Annotated in this window: 12 protein-coding genes; 7 read left to right on the top strand and 5 right to left on the bottom strand. The window is 67.9% G+C overall.

The genetic code is table 11. The annotated features are described in order from the left end of the window. Positions 1-389 precede the first annotated feature (389 nt). Both cydB and ASD69_RS11265 read right to left on the bottom strand, forming a co-directional pair. Complete coding sequence (cydB, locus tag ASD69_RS11270; protein WP_056177853.1) at positions 390-1397, bottom strand: cytochrome d ubiquinol oxidase subunit II; 1008 nt, start codon at positions 1395-1397, stop codon at positions 390-392. A gap of 70 nt (positions 1398-1467) precedes the next feature. Beyond that, on the bottom strand, positions 1468-2880 hold the full coding sequence (locus ASD69_RS11265; RefSeq protein ID WP_056177851.1) for a cytochrome ubiquinol oxidase subunit I: 1413 nt from the start codon (positions 2878-2880) through the stop codon (positions 1468-1470). A gap of 174 nt (positions 2881-3054) precedes the next feature. Between ASD69_RS11265 and ASD69_RS11260 the strand changes: the two genes are divergently transcribed. The 4 genes from ASD69_RS11260 (at position 3055) to hemF (ending at position 8313) form a co-directional block, all read left to right on the top strand. After that, positions 3055-5445 carry a S9 family peptidase gene (locus tag ASD69_RS11260; RefSeq protein WP_056177849.1) on the top strand — a complete coding sequence of 797 codons (2391 nt, stop codon included), beginning with the start codon at positions 3055-3057 and terminating at the stop codon, positions 5443-5445. Positions 5446-5545: 100 nt separating this feature from the next. Further along, a complete protein-coding gene (locus tag ASD69_RS11255) occupies positions 5546-6670 on the top strand; it encodes a hypothetical protein (protein ID WP_056177847.1) in 1125 nt (374 codons plus the stop codon). Further along, complete coding sequence (locus tag ASD69_RS11250) at positions 6667-7347, top strand: hypothetical protein (RefSeq protein ID WP_056177845.1); 681 nt, start codon at positions 6667-6669, stop codon at positions 7345-7347. Before ASD69_RS11255 ends, ASD69_RS11250 begins: the two co-directional genes overlap by 4 nt. A 69-nt stretch (positions 7348-7416) precedes the next feature. Next, a complete protein-coding gene (gene hemF / locus ASD69_RS11245; protein ID WP_056177843.1) occupies positions 7417-8313 on the top strand; it encodes an oxygen-dependent coproporphyrinogen oxidase in 897 nt (298 codons plus the stop codon). Between the two features lie 84 nt (positions 8314-8397). On the opposite strand, the gene ASD69_RS11240 is transcribed toward hemF, so the two are convergent. Together ASD69_RS11240 and polA are read right to left on the bottom strand one after the other, a co-directional pair. Further along, positions 8398-8892, bottom strand: a complete 495-nt coding sequence (locus tag ASD69_RS11240; RefSeq protein ID WP_056177841.1) for a YetF domain-containing protein — start codon at positions 8890-8892, stop codon at positions 8398-8400. Positions 8893-9305: 413 nt separating this feature from the next. Beyond that, positions 9306-12074: a DNA polymerase I gene (polA, locus tag ASD69_RS11235; RefSeq protein ID WP_056177839.1), complete on the bottom strand. Its 2769-nt coding sequence runs from the start codon at positions 12072-12074 to the stop codon at positions 9306-9308. Between the two features lie 228 nt (positions 12075-12302). Here polA and ASD69_RS11230 point away from each other — a divergent pair, with 228 nt between their 5' ends. From ASD69_RS11230 to ASD69_RS11220, 3 genes are all read left to right on the top strand, one after another. Further along, positions 12303-12602, top strand: a complete 300-nt coding sequence (locus ASD69_RS11230; RefSeq protein WP_056177837.1) for a DUF2782 domain-containing protein — start codon at positions 12303-12305, stop codon at positions 12600-12602. Between the two features lie 13 nt (positions 12603-12615). Then, complete coding sequence (locus tag ASD69_RS11225) at positions 12616-13053, top strand: GNAT family N-acetyltransferase (protein ID WP_056177835.1); 438 nt, start codon at positions 12616-12618, stop codon at positions 13051-13053. Between the two features lie 343 nt (positions 13054-13396). After that, positions 13397-15124, top strand: coding sequence for a hypothetical protein (locus ASD69_RS11220; protein WP_056177833.1), 1728 nt, complete (start codon positions 13397-13399; stop codon positions 15122-15124). 62 nt (positions 15125-15186) lie between these two features. Here ASD69_RS11220 and uvrD read toward each other — a convergent pair whose 3' ends face one another. Continuing rightward, positions 15187-17364 carry a DNA helicase II gene (gene uvrD / locus ASD69_RS11215; RefSeq protein WP_056177831.1) on the bottom strand — a complete coding sequence of 726 codons (2178 nt, stop codon included), beginning with the start codon at positions 17362-17364 and terminating at the stop codon, positions 15187-15189. Between the last annotated feature and the right edge of the window lie 44 nt (positions 17365-17408).

Raw genomic sequence — 17408 nt, 5'->3', positions numbered from 1 at the left:
CAGGGGAGGGTTGGTCACGCTAGCCCTTCTCTTTGGTAACTTTTGACCGAAGGGAATCCAGACGGATTCTTGGGCTAGCAAGAGAAGGTGACCCGCATGCGCAGCAGGCGGAAGCCGTTGACCTTCGAGCCGAAGCGGACGAAGCAACAGCAAAAGCAAATCCTCCCCAACCCTCCTTTTTCAAAGGAGGGAGCTAGGAGCATGAGCTTGCTAGTGTTCAGCCGTGCACGAACCTGCGGTTCGTAAGCCGCGGGGCTTCACCCTCTTCGAAGGAGGGAGCCAGAAGCGAGAGGAAGCAACTCGCATGCGCAACAGACGAAAGCCGTTGATGAGTCAGCGCCCATCCCGCGCACCAGTCGGATGCAGCCGGCCATAAACAAGCCAAGGACTCAGTGATACCCCGCATCCGCCGCGATCTTCCCCTTGAACACGCTATACGACCAATACGTGTAGCCCAGGATCGCCGGCAACAACACCACCAGCCCCACCAAGACGAAGCCCTGCGACGAAGGCGGCGACGCCGCCTCCCAGATCGTCAAACCCGGCGGCACGATGTTCGGCCAAATACCCAGCACCAAGCCCGCGAAACCGAGCACGAAGAAACACAGCGTCAACACGAACGGCGCCACATCGCGCCCCTCGCGCATCGCCGCGCGCCACAGCGCGAACGCGTTGGCCAGCACCAGCAGCGGCACCGGCGACAACCACAGGAAATTCGCGCCCTCGAACCAGCGCGCCATGATCCGCGAGTCCAGGAACGGCAACCACGCGCTGACCAGCCCCATGAACACCACCACCACCAGCACCAACGGCCGCGTGAGCGTGCGCGCGACCTCCTGCATGCGCCCCTCGGTCTTGAGGATCAGCCAGGTCGAACCCAGCAACGCATAGCCGAACACCACCGCCGCGCCGGTCAGCATCGAAAACGGACTGAACCACTCGAACGCACCGCCGATGTACTTGCCGCCCTGCAGCGGCATGCCCTCCACCAGCGCGCCCAGGATCACGCCTTGCGCGAATGCGCACAGCAACGACCCCAGCGCGAACGCCGCGCCCCAGGCCGGCTTGGCGCGCTGCGCCTTGAAACGGAACTCGAACGCCACGCCGCGGAACACCAGCGCGATCAGCATCAGCAACACCGGCAGATACAACGCCGACAGCACCACCGCGTAGGCCTTAGGAAACGCCGCCAGCAAACCCGCGCCGCCCAGCACCAGCCAGGTCTCGTTGCCGTCCCAGATCGGCGCGGCGGTGTTCATCATGTGATCGAGCTGGCCCTCGTCCTCGGCGAACGGCGCCAGGATGCCCAGGCCGAGCACGAAGCCGTCCAGCAGCACGTACATCAGCACGCCGAAACCGATCACGCCGAACCATACGATTGGCAGCCAGTATTCCATCGTCCACCACCTTCTGCGTCGCTCCCGCCGCGGCGGGACTTCATGAAGCGCGCATGCTGCGCGCTGGCGATCACGCTTTGCTTTCGGACGGCTCGTCCGGCACCGACAACGGCCGCGCCGGGGTCTTCTCGCCCTGGCCTTGGCGCGGCGCGGGCTCGTGTGGATGCGGCCCCTTGCGAATCAACTTGACCAGATAACCGATGCCCGCGCCGAACACGGTCAGGTAGACCACCGCGAATACGATCAACGAGGTCAACACGCTGCCCGCATTGATCGCGCTGACCGCATCGGCCGTGCGCAACAATCCGTAGATCACGTACGGCTGGCGCCCGATCTCGACCACGTACCAGCCGGCCAGGATCGCCACGAAGCCGCTCAGGGTCATCGCGCGCCAGCCGTTCAAGACCCAGCGCCCGAAGCCGCGGCCTTCGTAGAGCTGCTTGCGCTTCCACGCCCACAGCGAGGCCAGCACCAGCAGCAGCATGGCCACGCCCAGGCCGACCATGATGCGGAAGGCGTAGAACACCGGCTTCACCGGCGGACGTTCCTCCGGCGGCACCGACTTCAGCGGCTGGATCTCGCCGTCCAGGGTGTGGGTGAGGATCAGGCTGCCGAGTTTAGGGATCGCGATTTCGTAGTCGTTGCGCTCGGCACGCTCGTTGGGCACCGCGAACAGCACCAGCGGCACGCCCTCGCCCCGGGGCTTGGCCTCCCAATGCGCTTCCATCGCCGCGACCTTGATCGGCTGATGCTCGCGCGCGTTGAGGCCGTGCAGATCGCCCACGTAGACCTGGGTCGGCACCGTGATCGCGGCGAACACCACCGCCGCCTTCAACATGCGCTTGGCGGCATCGACGTGCACGCCGCGGCGCAGATAACCCGCGCTGACGCCGCCGATCAGGAAGCAGGTGGTGATGAACGCCGCCAGCACCATGTGCGCGAGGCGGTAGGGGAAGGACGGATTGAAAACGATCGCCCACCAGCTGGCGGGTTCGAACACGCCCTCGACGATCTTGTAACCGGCCGGCGTCTGCATCCAGCTGTTGGCCGAGATGATCCAGAACGTGGAGATCAAGGTGCCCAGCGCGACCATGCAGGTCGCAAGGAAATGCATCTTCTCCTCGACCCGATTCCAGCCGAACAGCATCACGCCCAGGAAGGTCGCTTCCAGGAAAAAGGCGGTGAGCACTTCGTAGGACAGCAGCGGGCCGAGGATATTGCCGGCTTGTTCGCTCAGCACGGCCCAATTGGTGCCGAACTGGAAGCTCATGACGATGCCGGACACCACGCCCATGCCGAAGGACACGGCGAAGATCTTGGTCCAGAAGAAAAACAGGTCGCGCCAGACGGTGTCGCGCGTGCGCAGCCAGCGCCATTCCAGGAACGCGAGCCAGCTCGCCAGTCCGATCGTGAAGGCCGGGAACAGGATGTGGAACGAAATCACGAACCCGAACTGGATACGCGACAGCATCAAAGCATCCACGGCACGACTCCTGTCATGTCCCGCAATTGCAACGGGGCTTCAGATTCGCAGGGCCATTGTGCGCCGCGTCATCGGGCCGGTAAAGCACCGTGACCCATGGCCCAATCACGCAAACCATTGAGGCTGCTAACCTGCGTCAATTTGCCCACCCTAGACTTCCAACCAGGTCCGCCGATGCGCCTAGTTCCGAACGCTCTGACCCTGTCGCTGGCCGTGCTGTTGCTGGCCCCCAGCGTCCATGCCCAAACGCCGATCACGCTCGCCCAGACCATGGCCGATCCCGACTGGATCGGGCCGCCGGTCGAACAGGCCTGGTGGGCCTGGGACGGACAGCGCGTGCAGTACCAGCTCAAACGCGAGGGCGCGACGGTACGGGACACCTGGCAGCAAGGCACCGGCGCGAACGCGGTGGCCGCCAAGATCGACGGCGCCGCGCGCGCCGATCTCGACGCCGCGCAGCCGGTCTACGACGCGCAGCGCGCGCGCATGGCCTATGTGCGCAACGGCGATGTGTTCGTGCGCGATCTGCGCAGCGGCGCGCTGACCCAGGTCACGCGCAGCAACGACAAGGAATCGCGCCCGCAGTGGAGCCACGACGGCCAGCTCGTGTTCCGCGTCGATAACAATTGGTATGCGTGGCGCGCGGGCCAGGGCGTGAGCCAGGCCGCGCAGCTTAAGGCCGAGAACGACCCGGCCAAGCCGCCCAAGGCCGACGACTTGCGCGAGCGTCAGCTGGCCACCATCCGCACGCTCAAGGACGATCGCGACAAGCGCGAGGCCGCGCGCGAGCAGGACGAAGCCTGGCGGCGCGCCGACAACAGCCGCGCGCCGGCGCCTGTCTATCTGGGCAGCGATGTCGAGATCTCCGACAGCGCGCTGTCGCCCGATGGCCGCTGGATGCTCGCGGTCACTCAGGCCAAGGGCGCCGACGCCGGCCAGGGCGGCAAGATGCCCAAGTACGTGACCGAATCGGGTTACGAGGAATTCGAGGAAGTGCGCACCCGCGTCGGCCGCAACGCGCCGCTGCCGCAGAAGCTGTGGCTGATCGACGTGGCCGCCGGCAAAGCCACCGAACTCAAGTTCGACCGCCTGCCCGGCATCGGCGAGGACCCGCTGGCGGCGATGCGCAAGGCCGCCAAGAAGGATCCGCTCAAGGGCGACCGCGCGGTGCGCGTCGAGACCGACGGCGACGGCAGCGGCCCGGCGATCCGCTGGAGCGACGACGGCCGCCAGGTCGCGGTGCTGGTGCGCGCGATCGACAACAAGGACCGCTGGCTGACCACGGTGGATCTGGCCCAGGCCGCGCTGGTGGTGCGCAACCGCAGCAACGACCCCGCCTGGGTCGGCTGGAACACCAGCGACTTCGGTTGGCTGCCGGCCACCGGCAACGGCGCGGCCGCGTTGTGGTGGGTCTCCGAGCAGAGCGGCTACGCCCATCTTTATGTAGGCGAAGGCAACGGCGCCGGACGCGCGCTCACCTCCGGGCGCTGGGAAGTGTCCTCGCCGCAAGTAAGCGCCGACGGCCGCAGCGTCTACTTCGTCTGCAACCGCAAGTGGCCCGGCGACTACGAAGTCTGTGCGGTCGACCGCAGCGGCGGCGCGGTGCGCGAAGTCACCGCCCTGAACGGCGTCGAGGATTTCACGCTCTCGCCCGACGGCAAGCGTCTGCTGCTGCGCTACTCGTCCAGCTACATGCCCGCGCAGCTGGCGGTGATCGGCAGCGACGGCGAGGGACTGACCCGGCTCACCGACACCCGCAAGCCCGAATTCAAGAACCGCGAGTGGATCCAGCCCGAGTACGTGCAGGTGCCGTCCAAGCACGGCGCCGGCACGATCTGGGGCAAGTTCTACGGGCCGAAGAACTACGAGCCGGGCAAGAAGTACCCGATCGTGATGTTCGTGCACGGCGCCGGCTACCTGCAGAACGTCACCGAGCGTTACCCGAACTACTTCCGCGAGCAGATGTTCCACAACCTGCTGGTGCAGCAGGGCTATGTGGTGCTGGACCTGGACTACCGCGCCAGCGCCGGCCTGGGCCGCGACTGGCGCACCGCGATCTACCGCCAGATGGGCCATCCGGAGCTCGAGGACTACCTGGACGGCCGCGACTGGCTGATCGCGAACAAGCAGGGCGACGGCGATCGCGCCGGCATCTACGGCGGCTCCTACGGCGGCTTCATGACCTTCATGGCGCTGTTCCGCGAACCCGGCAAGTTCAAGGCCGGCGCCGCGCTGCGCCCGGTCACCGACTGGTCGCAGTACAACCACGAGTACACCTCCAACATCCTCAACACGCCCGAACTGGATCCGGAGGCCTACAAGAAGTCCTCGCCGATCGAGTACGCGCAAGGCCTGCAGGATCACCTGCTGATCGCGCACGGCATGATCGACGACAACGTGTTCTTCAAGGACTCGGTGATGCTGTCGCAGCGCCTGATCGAGCTGCGCAAGGACAAGTGGGAACTGGCGCCCTACCCGATGGAGCGCCACGGCTTCACCCATCCGGACAGCTGGTACGACGAGTACCGGCGGATCTACGAGTTGTTCGAGCGCAATCTCAAGTAAGACGGCATACGGAGCGCACGGCCAACACTGTGCGCTCCGGCCGGCCGGTGCCGAGTACCGGCTCTCGTACGGCAGGCGCGAAATCGATATCGTCGCCACCATGATCGATACCGACGCCATCCCATCCCGCTCATCCTCCTGGCGCGCCGGCCGTAGCGCGGCCTGGGCCGCGCTTGCGGGCGCGTGGGCCGCGCTGTGCCTGTCGCTGCCGCGATTGGGCTATGCGCTGCTGGACGAACCGGTACGCCGGCAAGCGCTCGCGCTGATGGACATGCCCGGCCGGGCCGTGGCGCGGTTGCTTTCGCTGTCCGCATGGCCGCCCTGGCTGACGCTGGCGCTGAGCGCCTTCGTCGCAGTCGCGGCCCTGGCCTTGGTTTGGCTGCTGGTGCTGCACTGGCTCGATCGCGATGAAGCTGCGCGCACCTCGCTGCGCTGGTGCCTGCGCACCTTGCCGATGCTGGTGCTGTGGATCCTGGGGCTGGCGGCCGTGCTCGGGGTGGCGATGCTGTTGTCGATGCTCCTGCACACCGATGACCTCTTGGCCATCTTGCTGCTGCCCATTGCTTACATGTTGTCCTTCCCGCTGTTTTGTCTGCGCCGCGACATCATCGCGCGCGCAGCGCCGCCGCTGGCCTGGCGACCCGGTTGGCCCGGGTGGCCGGCGATCGGCGCGGCCATAGCCTGCGGCTTTCTGGCGGCGATGGCCACGTACGCCGAGGCGGCCCTGGTGTCGGCGCTGCCAGCCTTGGACTGGCCGGCAGCGCTGGTCGGCTGGTTGCTGCAATCGGTCGTGCTGACGGTCGGGGTACTGCTGTGGTTGCGGCACACGCGCTGGGCGCGGATGCCGGCGAACCTGCGCGACGCGCTGCGCTGGGTCCGTCTGCGGCGCGGGTTCGCGGTGCAGTGGCTGGTCGCGGGCCTGCTCGTGTTCGTCCTCGCGCCGCCGCTGCTCGCCGTCGCTTTGGACGCGACCTTCTTTCTTCCCTCGATCGCACATATGCTCGACACGCATCTGGTCGCCCGGCCCAGCGCCTTTACGGCCTGGGCCTGGTTCGGCGACGCGATAATGCAATATTGGTGGAGCGTCCTGGGCCTGCTGGTCCCATGGCTGGTCTTGGTCGCCAGCGCGCGCAGCCTGATGCAGGTCGAAAACGCAGCCGCCGCGCAGACCAATGCGGATAGCGCGGTGCTAGCATCGCCCGCGATCCGGAAAGAACCGCCATGAAGAACCGTCTGTTCCGCTGCGCGCTCAGCGCTCTGTTGCTTCCCGCCTTGGCCATCGCCCAGGACGGTCGCGCCACCAAGCCCGGCTACCAGGAGCAGATCGCGCTGCGCAACTTCACCACCTCGCTGATGCGCGAGGCCATCGTCGCCGAGTGTCGCGCCAAGGGCTATGCCGGCATCGATCAGCTGCAGACGGCTTACTTGCAATGGCGCACGCCGCGCGAAGTCTCCATCGCCACCGGACAGGTCGCCGCGCTCACTCGCTACCCGGACCTGGGCGGCAGCGCCGCCGCGCAGCGCAGCAACTTCCGCAAGCAGTTCGACAAAAGCCTGAAGCCGGGCATCGAGGCCAATCCCGCCGAGGCCTGTTCGGCGGCGCTGTCGACCTTCATCAGCGGCCTGCCGATTCCGTTCAGCGGCGACACCCGCACCTCGCAGGAACTGCGCTTCGACATCTACAAGCAGGCCATCGTCGCCGGCAGCGCGGCCAACGGCTGCCCGGAGTTCGACAGCATCGAAGGCAGCGTGCTGGAAACCGCCAAGGCCGACGCCGGCGCCACCGAGCGCTGGCTGCTCAAGGGCTGCGGCACCCAGGTCGCGCTGACGGTCAAGCACCAGCCCGCGGCCAACGGCGGCTCCGATTTCGTCATCTCGGTCGCGCCCACGACCCAGCCCTGAGCCGTACCGCGCCGGGCGGTTCGCGGGGCGGCGTCGAGCGCGCGCACGCGGCCCGGTAGAATACGCGCCATGAGCGATTTCGACCGCGTACGCGACTATCTCACCGGCCTGCAGGACCGCATCTGCGCCGCCATCGAACAGGCCGACGGCGGCGCGCGCTTCGTCGAGGACGTCTGGCAACGCGCCGAGGGCGGCGGCGGACGCACCCGCATCCTGCGCGGCGGCAAGGTGTTCGAACAGGCCGGGATCGGCTTCTCCGACGTCGCCGGCACCCAACTGCCGCCGTCGGCGACCGCGGCGCGCCCGGAACTGGCCGGCGCGTCCTGGCGCGCGGTCGGGGTGTCGCTGGTGTTCCACCCGCACAACCCCTACCTGCCCACCACCCACGCCAACGTGCGCCACTTCCGCGCGGTGCGCGACGGCGAAACCGTGGCCTGGTGGTTCGGCGGCGGCTTCGACCTGACCCCGTTCTATCCCTTCGACGAAGACGTGCAGCACTGGCACCGCACCGCGCAGGCGCTGTGCGCGCCCTACGGTGAGCAGCGCTATCCCGCGCACAAGCGCTGGTGCGACGAATACTTCTTCCTCAAGCACCGCAACGAAACGCGCGGCGTCGGCGGCCTGTTCTTCGACGACCTGCACGAGGACTTCGAGCGCGACTTCGCCTATCAGCGCGCGGTCGGCGACGGTTTCCTCGACGCCTACCTGCCCCTGGTCGAGCGCCGCCGCGACACGCCCTACGGCGACCGCGAGCGCCAGTTCCAGCTCTATCGGCGCGGCCGCTACGTCGAATTCAATCTGGTCCTGGACCGCGGCACCCTGTTCGGCCTGCAGTCGGGCGGGCGCACCGAGTCGATCCTGATGAGCCTGCCGCCGCTGGTGCGCTGGGAGTACGGCTATGCGCCGGAGCCGGACAGCGCCGAGGCGCGCCTGGCGCAGTACCTGGTGCCGCGCGACTGGCTTTGAAGCAGGAGTGAGCGTAGAGGAGTGAGCAGTGAGCGAAAGCCGCCCTTACTCACTGCTCACTCCTCTACGCTGACTTCTCGCCCATCACCGCGGCGGCGCGTGCCCCTTCTCGCGACTCAAAATCGTGATGTGGCCATTGGTCTCCAGCATCGCCAGGCCGATCTCGTCGACCTCGGCGCAGTCGTTCTCGCGCATGGCCTTGTGGAAATCGGCGCGGCTGACCAGTTCGCGCCGCAATACCTCGCGGTAGACGTGGCCGTCGCGCGCCAGCACCACCGGCACGCCTTCCAACGCGCGTTCGAAGCGATCGCTGCGCGAGGTCAGGTAGCCGACGCCCCAGTTCAACAGCATCAGCGTCGCGGCCAGGATCAGGCCGCCGCCGACGGTGGTGTCGGTGCCCAGCAGCGCGTTCTGCACCGCGTTGCCCAGCAGCACGATCAGCAGCATGTCGAACGAGGTGAACTGCCCCATCGTGCGCTTGCCCGACAGACGGATCATCGCCAGCAGCACGAAGTAGACGACGCAGGCGCGCAGTACGTATTGCCACCACGGCATCGACAGATCGAAGGCGTCGGACATGGAGGAGGCTCCTGCTGGGCGATGGCGTTGGCGGGGATTGTGGCCGGTCCGCGTGCGCAACGCGTATGGCCCGCGCGCGGACCGGGGCCGGCGACATGCACGACCGCGGGCAAGGCGCGACGCGGTCGGCGCCGGCCATCGGATCGCATGCGGGGCGCCGCGGTTCTGACGGCACAAATAAAAAGCCCCGCAGGCAGGGGGGGCCGGCGGGGCTGGTGGAGCGGGACCTGGGGAGGGGCCTTCGCTCCGGGATCACTCCAGGGGAGGGAGAGATCAGCGACAGACGTTGCATCTGTCGCGACCTATATGACCACCTGGCACATGGATAGTTCGTGAAGATCGAAGTTAATAATTTGTTGGATTCAGGACCGATTCATTCTGCCAAACCCAGCAACGACGGGCTTTCCCGATTATTAATGCGCTTCGTCCCAATTATCACCGACCCCGCTGTCGACGACGAGCGGCACCTTTAGTTCGGCCGCCCCGGACATCATCGCCCCGGCCTGGGCGAGCAGGGTGTCCACGAACCCGGCCTGGACCTCGAAAACCAGTTCGTCGTGCACCTGCAGGATCATCCGGGCCTGGCCGCCCTGCCCGGCCAGCCAGGCGTCGATGGCGATCATGGCGCGCTTGATGATGTCGGCGGCGGTGCCCTGCATGGGTGCGTTGATCGCGGCGCGCTCGGCGCCCGCGCGCAGGCCCTGGTTGGAGGCCTTGATGTTCTCCAGGTACAGGCGGCGGCCGAACACGGTCTCGACGTAGCCCCGCTCGCGCGCGTCCTGGCGGGTGCGCTCCATGAAGTCGCGCACGCCGGGGTAGCGGCTGAAGTAGAGCGCGATGTAATCCTGGGCCTCGCCGCGGCCGATGCCGAGCTGGCGCGCCAGGCCGAACGCGCTCATGCCGTACATCAGGCCGAAGTTGATCGCCTTGGCGGCGCGGCGCTCGTTGCCGCTGACCTCGTCCATGGCCTTGCCGAACACTTCCGCGGCGGTGGCGCGGTGGATGTCGGCGCCGGACGCGAACGCGCGCAGCAGGCCCTCGTCCTCGGACAGGTGGGCCATGATCCGCAGCTCGATCTGCGAATAGTCGCAGGCCACCAGCTTGCAGCCCGCCGGCGCGACGAAGGCGCGGCGGATGCGGCGGCCGTCCTCGGTGCGGATCGGAATGTTCTGCAGGTTGGGATCGCTGGAGGCCAGGCGCCCGGTCGCGGCGCCGGCCTGGTGGTAGCTGGTATGGACGCGGCCGGTGTCGGGATTGACGATCTCCGACAGCTTGTCGGTGTAGGTGCTGCGCAGCTTGGCCAGGCCGCGGTACTCCAGGATGATGCGCGGCAGCTCGTGCTGGTCGGCGATCGCCTCCAGCGCTTCCTCGTTGGTGCTGGGCTGGCCGGTGGGCGTCTTGATCAGCGCCGGCAGCTTGAGCTCGTCGAACAGCAGCGCCTGCAGCTGCTTGGGCGAATCCAGGTTGAAGGTGCGCCCGGCCAGCTCGGTGGCCTTCTGCTGGGCCGCGAGCATGCGCTTGCCCAAGTCCTGCGACTGCCGGCGCAGCTCGTCGGCGTCGATCATCACGCCGTTGGCCTCGATACGCTCCAGCACCGGCACCAGCGGGATCTCGATCTCGCGGTAGACGCGCTCCAGCGCCGGCTCGGCCGCGAGCTTGGGGCCCAGCACGCGGTGCAGGCGCAGGGTCACGTCGGCGTCCTCGGCGGCGTAGCGGGTGGCGTCGTCCAGCGCGACCTGCGAGAACGAGATCGCCTTGGCGCCCTTGCCGGTCACGTCCGAGTACTTGATGGTGTCGTAGCCCAGGTAACGCTTGGCCAGCGAATCCATGTCGTGGCGGCTGCCGGTGGCGTTGTAGACGAAGCTCTCCAGCATGGTGTCGTCGGCGTAACCGGCCACCTCGACGCCGTGGCGGCGCAGCACGTGCAGGTCGTACTTGCCGTGCTGGCCCAGCTTGCGCCGGGCCGGATCGGCGAACACCGGGCGCAGCGCGCCCAACACCGCGTCCATGGCCAGTTGCGCCGGCACGCCCGGATAGTCGTGGCCCAGCGGGATGTACCAGGCGCGGCCGGGTTCGACCGCGAAGCTCAGGCCGACCAGGCGCGCGCGCATCGGATCCAGCGAATCGGTCTCGCAGTCGAAAGCGAACTCCTGCGAGTTCTGCAGGGCCGCGACCAGGGCTTGCAGTTGCGCCGGCTCGACCACCGTCTCGTACTCGCCCTTGGCCGCCAGCGCGGCGTCGGGCGCTTCGGCGGGCGCGGACGAGCGCGCGTGGCCGGCCGCGGTGGCGCGCAGGCCGGCGCGGTCGGCGGCAAGTTCGTTGTCGGCGTTGCCGGTGGCGCCCTCGAGCTCGCGCAGCGCCTGTTTGAAGCCGTAGCGCGCGTACAGCCGGCGCAGGTCCTCGGCGTGGCGCTCGCGCAGCGCCAGCTCGGTCGGGCCGCGCTCCAGGCCCACGTCGGTCTTGATCGTCGCCAGCTGGCGGTTCAGCGGCAGCCGCGCCAGCGCCGCGCGCAGGTTCTCGCCGATCTTGCCCTTGATCTGATCGGCATGCGCGATCACGCCGTCCAGGCTGTCGTACTCGGCCAGCCACTTGGCCGCGGTCTTGGGGCCGCACTTCTCGACCCCGGGGATGTTGTCGACGCTGTCGCCCATCAGCGACAGCAGGTCGATGACCTGGTTCGGACGCACGCCGAACTTGGCGATCACGCTGTCGTCGGAGTCCATGCGGCTGCCGGTCATGGTGTTGACCAGGGCCACGCCCGGGCGCACCAGCTGAGCGAAGTCCTTATCGCCGGTGGAGATGGTGACGTCGATGCCGTCGCCGGCGGCGCGCAGCGCCAGGGTACCGATCACGTCGTCGGCCTCGACGCCGTCGATGCGCAGGATCGGAATGCCGAGCGCCTCGACGATCTCGCACATCGGCAGCACCTGCGCGCGCAGATCCTCGGGCATCGGCGGGCGATTGGCCTTGTACTGCGGGTCCAGATCGTCGCGGAAGGTCTTGCCGGGCGCGTCGACCACGAAGGCCACGTAGTCCGGGCGTTCGTTCAAGGTCGCGCGCAACATGTTGACCACGCCGAACAGCGCGCCGGTGGGTTCGCCCGCGTCGTTGCTCAGCGGCGGCAACGCATGGAAGGCACGGTAGAGATAGCTGGAGCCATCGATCAGGACGAGTCGTTTCATGCCCCGGATTCTACGCCGGCCGGTCGCGCCTGCCGCGAATGCGGAGGCTGGGGTCGGAAAGCAGCGCGGAAATCCTCGCTTCGTGGCGATTCGGATTGCATCCCACAACCCCGCCTTCCTCCTGAAGGCCGCCCCCGTAACTTAAGCGGGCTCTTGTTCCGCTGCTTCGATGCGGCCGCTTCACAGCGGGCGGGGGTATTCTGAGGGCCTGGATTCCGGAGAACCGCCATGCGCACCCTCACCGCATCGCTCGCCCTGCTGCTGCTCGCTCCCCTGGCCGGCTGCGCCACGATGGGCGGCGGCGACCCCACCGCCGACCTCAGCAACCCCGAGGTCACCCGCCGCGCCACCCCCGACGGCGACAACGTCGAGGAATACCGCGTCGCCGGCCAGCTGCGCGTGGTCAAGATCACGCCGCTGCGCGGACCGGTCTATTACCTGGTCGACAGCGACGGCGACGGCACCCTGGACAGCAGCAAGGGCGAGGGTCCGATCTCGCCGGTGCAGTACAAGCTGTTCAGCTGGTAAGCACGGCGGCCCCATGTCCGGACATGACATCCGCATCCTCAGCGGCGAGGACGAGCTGCGCGCGATCTGGCCGCTGGTGTCGCAGCTGCGCCCGGAGTTCGACGAAGCGCGCTTCCTCGCCCAGATCCAACGCCAAATCGCCCAGGGCTGCCGCGTCACGGTGCTGTTCGACGATGGCGGCGCGCCGCGCGCGTTCGCGTGCTGGCGGGTGATGGAGATGCTGGCGGTCGGCCTGCACGTCTACGTCGACGACCTGGTCACCGACCAGACCGTGCGCAGCCGCGGTTACGGCAAGGCCATGCTGGATTGGCTCAAGGCCGAGGCGCTGCGCCTGGGCTGCGCGCGCCTGCAGTTGGATTCGGGCACTCAGCGCCGCGACGCGCATGCGTTCTATCTGCGCGAAGGCCTGCGCATCGAAGCCTTTCATTTCGGGATCGCGCTGGGCGAGTAGCCGGCGCGGCGATGCGGTTCGCCGCGTTCATCGCATCCCATGGCCTGGCGTTTCCGGGCCTGCGTGGCTCCACGGCGCGCGCCTAGCTCAAGCCGATTGCAAGTTGGCTGGGCGCGATCGCCGCGCTCGGCGGCGGCGCGCAACGCGTTAGCGCGCGCATGCGCCCGCGCGGCTGCCGTTCGTCGCCGCATTGGCGCCGATCTGCGACAGCGCGCACAAACGACTTTGCCGAAACAGTGATTTCGGCGCACGCGCCCGCGTTAAATCTAGGCGCCGGCGTGGAATCGCTCGCGCCGGTCCGGCCTTGAAGGCCGGTTCCGATGCTCAACATGGAGGTTCATCGATGCTTAGTCTGAAGCCGCGCAGCCTGTCTGCGCTGATCGCCCTTGCGCTGATCGCACCGGCCGCCAATGCGGCCCCCACCTGTCCCGCCAACGTCCTCGCCCAGCCGAAGACCAATCAGCTGTACGTGCTGTATCCCACCGTCACCACGCCGTTCCCGTCGATCGGCCCGTCCACCTCGGCGGCGCCGTTCAATGTCGCCGATCTGGACCCGGTGGTGGGCAGCACCACGACGCTGCGCAATCGCATCACCGATTTCATCGTCGACGATTACTGCGAGTTCAACGTCAAGATCAATCCGGTCACCGCGCTGCCCAGCCCGACGGAACCGCGCTGGCAGATCGTGGCGGTCGGCTCAGACACCGCCGGCAGCCTGTTCGGCCAGGCCCAGGCCGTGGACACCAACGACGCCGACCCGCAGGACTACGCGCGCGTGTGGGCCAAATCCTTCAAGGACACCTACGGCGCCGCCGGCCAGCCGCTCAACGGCATCGGCTCCACCCTGGAGCGCTGGTCCACCGCGATCGGCACCACCACCTCGCACGAAGCCGCGCACAACTACGGCGCCGCGCACGGTCACTCCGCGCCACGACCGACCGAGGACGCGCAGAACTGGCACATCATGGCGACCGGCTCGACCGGCCTGACCGGCGAGATGCGGGCCGCGCGCAATCGCCACTTCAGCGACACCGAGTACGAGATCCTGGGCCACAACGTCGGTCTCAACACCAAGACCCTGCACAACTGGGACTTCGTCAATCCCAACAACACCAACGCCAACAAGATGCGCATCAAGCTGCTCAGCACCAGCAACAGCTTGAGCATCAACTGGTGGTACAACGGCTCGGAAAGCCCCTGGCAGAACCCGACGGTGACCTACACCGGCGGCACCCAGAACTTCCAGGGCAACGTCTACTACGTGCACAACCTGGACTTCGCCACCGCCAAGCCCTGGAGCGGGCCGACCGCGGGCGTGGTGATGCCGGCCGCGCCGTTCCATACCGGCGCCAGCTTCGCCGGCAGCGCCAGCGTGATCGTGTTCGACGTGCAGTTGTTCAACGGCGCCACCCTGTTGCCGCTGGCGCCGCGCCTGGCCGGCTACGACGCCGGCGACATCGACGTCGCCAGCGGCGCGTTCAATCTGAACTTCTTCAACACCAACCCCGCCGCGGGCGCGCTGGAGTTGTCGGAGGTGCAGATCTTCCGTTCGCCGCGCATGCTGGATATCTCGGCGATGATGCGCGACGGCCGACCGGTCGACGTGCGCGGGCAACCGGTGGAGTTCCACTCCAGCAGCATCATCCGCAAGCAGATCGTGGCCGACCGCCTGCAGATCCCGCTGGGCAAGCTCACCGATCCGCGCACCGTGGACATCGTCTACAAGCCCGAGGACTGCCCGCAAGGCGCCAAGGGCGCGTCCAGGCAGGGGCCCGGCGACCATGCCAGCGGCGAGATCAAGTACTGCCACAAGGGCAATGCGCTGAGCCTGTTCCCGAACACCTACACCTACCTGGTCGCGAACGTGATCCAGCCCAATGCGACCTATTGGGATCCGCGTCTGCGCAAGTTCGTGCAGGGGCCGCAGCAGAACACCATCTACTACCAGGTGGGCGGCGTGGTGCCGGACCTCAACCGCAACGGCCAGGACGATCTGATCGACATCCGCACCGGCGTGTCCAAGGACGAGGACCGCAACGGCGTGCCGGACGACGCCAGGCCGGAGCAGTGAGGGTTTGAAGCGCTAGTTTCATCGTCGATGCGCCGGGCTAGGGCCCGGCGCATCGCACCGGCTCAGGCGGGCTGCAGGTTGGCGTAGGCCAGCACCAGCCATTTGCTGCCGGCGTCGTCGAAGTTGATCTGCACGCGCGCGTGCGCGCCGCTGCCCTCGTAGTCGGTCACGGTGCCGACGCCGAAACTGGCGTGGCGCACCTGCGCGCCCAGCTTGACCGGCGGCGCTTCGATCGCGGCGTGGCCGTAGTCGCGGCGCGGCTGGTTGCCGAACACCGGCCGCGAGACCTGCACCTTGGGCCGCACCTCGTGCAGCAGCGACGGCGGGATCTCGCGCAGGAAGCGCGAGGGCACCCCGTACATGTCCATGCCGTGGATGCGCCGGGTCTCGGCGTAGCTGAGCACCAGCTTCTGACGCGCGCGGGTGATGCCCACGTAGGCCAGGCGGCGCTCCTCTTCCAGGCGTCCGGACTCCTCGGTGGAACGGTTGCTGGGGAACAGGCCCTCTTCCAGGCCGCCCAGGAACACCAGCGGAAATTCCAGGCCCTTGGCGCTGTGCAGGGTCATCAGCTGCACGCCGTCGTCGCCGGCCTGGGCCTGACCTTCGCCGGCCTCGAGCGCGGCGTAGCTGAGGAAGGCGATCAGCTCCGGCATGGCCGCGGCGTCGTCTTCGTCGCTGCGGGTGAAGCGCGAGGCCACCGAGACCAGTTCGTCCAGGTTGTCGGTGCGCGAATCGAGCTGGCCGCGCGATTCGTTGGCGTAGTGCTCGCGCAGGCCCGAGCGCTGCAGGACGTGATCGATCTTCTCCGGCAGCGGCATCGACACCAGCTCGGCTTCGAGCTCGTCGATCAGCTTGACGAAACCGGCCAGCGCGTTGCGCGCGCGCGCGGCCAGCAGGCTTTCGCCGGCCATCCAGCGCGCGGCCACCCACAGCGGCGCGCCGTCGGCGCGCGCGCGCTTGCGCACTTCGTCCAGGGTGCGCTCGCCGATGCCGCGCGTGGGCGTGTTGACCGCGCGCTCGAAGGCGGCGTCGTCGGCGCGGTTGGCGACCAGCCGCAGATAAGCCAGGGTGTCCTTGATCTCGGCGCGCTCGAAGAAGCGCTGGCCGCCGTAGACGCGGTAAGGCACCTGTTCGGACAGCAAGGCTTCTTCGTAGGCGCGCGACTGCGCGTTGCTGCGATAGAGGATGGCGACGTCGCCATGGCTGCCGCCGTCGCGCACCCACTGGCGCAGGCGCTCGACCACGAAGCGGGCCTCGTCCATTTCGTTGTAGGCCGCGTACAGATCGATCGGCTCGCCCTGGCCGGTGTCGGTCCACAGCTTCTTGCCCAGGCGATCGGGGTTGTGCGCGATCACCGCGTTGGCGGCTTCCAGGATGTTGGCGCTGGAGCGGTAGTTCTGCTCCAGGCGGATGGTCTGGGCGCCGGGGAAATCGCGCAGGAAGCGCTGCACGTTTTCGACCTTGGCGCCGCGCCAGCCGTAGATGGCCTGGTCGTCGTCGCCGACCACGAACACGCGGCCGCTGTCGCCGGCCAGCACGCGCACGAAGGCGTACTGGATCGCGTTGGTGTCCTGGAACTCGTCGACCAGGATCTCGCGGAAGCGGTGGCGGTAGTGCGCCAGCAGGGCCGGGTTGTCGCGCAGCAGTTCGTGCGCGCGCAGCAGCAGCTCGGCGAAGTCGACCAGACCGGCGCGCTCGCAGCGTTCCTGGTAGGCCTCGTAGGCGCGCCGCATCGCGTCGGCCCAGGGATCGGCGGCCGGCTGGATGTGCTCGGGGCGGCGGCCTTCGTCCTTCTGGGCGTTGATCCACCAGGCGATCTGGCGCGGCGGGAAACGCGCCTCGTCCAGTTCCAGCGACTGCACCACGCGCTTGACCAGGCGCAGCTGGTCGTCGCTGTCCAGGACCTGGAAGCCTTCCGGCAGCTTGGCGTCCTGCCAGTGCAGGCGCAGCAGGCGGTGGGCCAGGCCGTGGAAGGTGCCGATCCACATGCCGCGCGCGCCGTTGCGCAGCTGCAGCTCGACGCGGTTGCGCATCTCGCCGGCGGCCTTGTTGGTGAAGGTGACCGCGAGGATGCCGTGGGTGGGCACGCCGAAGACTTCGTTGAGCCAGGCGATGCGGTGGGTGAGGACGCGGGTTTTGCCCGAGCCGGCGCCGGCCAGGACCAGATAGTGGCCGGGGGCGGCCGATACGGCTTCGCGTTGAGCGGGATTGAGTGCGTCGAGCAGGTGCGATACGTCCATCGTCGTATTGTAGCGGCCGCACCCGCGGGAACCTTGCTCGGGCC

Source organism: Lysobacter sp. Root604 (genome assembly GCF_001427505.1).
Classification (GTDB): domain Bacteria; phylum Pseudomonadota; class Gammaproteobacteria; order Xanthomonadales; family Xanthomonadaceae; genus Lysobacter.
Note: the sequence above shows the minus strand (reverse complement) of the source record. Positions and strands in the feature narration are given on the sequence as shown.

Excerpts from the sequence above, each read along its gene's own strand:
- cydB (WP_056177853.1), bottom strand. The coding sequence starts at position 1,397 with ATGGAATACTGGCTGCCAATCGTATGGTTCGGCGTGATCGGTTTCGGC.
- ASD69_RS11260 (WP_056177849.1), top strand. The coding sequence starts at position 3,055 with ATGCGCCTAGTTCCGAACGCTCTGACCCTGTCGCTGGCCGTGCTGTTG.
- ASD69_RS11255 (WP_056177847.1), top strand. The coding sequence starts at position 5,546 with ATGATCGATACCGACGCCATCCCATCCCGCTCATCCTCCTGGCGCGCC.
- ASD69_RS11250 (WP_056177845.1), top strand. The coding sequence starts at position 6,667 with ATGAAGAACCGTCTGTTCCGCTGCGCGCTCAGCGCTCTGTTGCTTCCC.
- hemF (WP_056177843.1), top strand. The coding sequence starts at position 7,417 with ATGAGCGATTTCGACCGCGTACGCGACTATCTCACCGGCCTGCAGGAC.
- ASD69_RS11240 (WP_056177841.1), bottom strand. The coding sequence starts at position 8,892 with ATGTCCGACGCCTTCGATCTGTCGATGCCGTGGTGGCAATACGTACTG.
- polA (WP_056177839.1), bottom strand. The coding sequence starts at position 12,074 with ATGAAACGACTCGTCCTGATCGATGGCTCCAGCTATCTCTACCGTGCC.
- ASD69_RS11230 (WP_056177837.1), top strand. The coding sequence starts at position 12,303 with ATGCGCACCCTCACCGCATCGCTCGCCCTGCTGCTGCTCGCTCCCCTG.
- ASD69_RS11225 (WP_056177835.1), top strand. The coding sequence starts at position 12,616 with ATGTCCGGACATGACATCCGCATCCTCAGCGGCGAGGACGAGCTGCGC.
- ASD69_RS11220 (WP_056177833.1), top strand. The coding sequence starts at position 13,397 with ATGCTTAGTCTGAAGCCGCGCAGCCTGTCTGCGCTGATCGCCCTTGCG.
- uvrD (WP_056177831.1), bottom strand. The coding sequence starts at position 17,364 with ATGGACGTATCGCACCTGCTCGACGCACTCAATCCCGCTCAACGCGAA.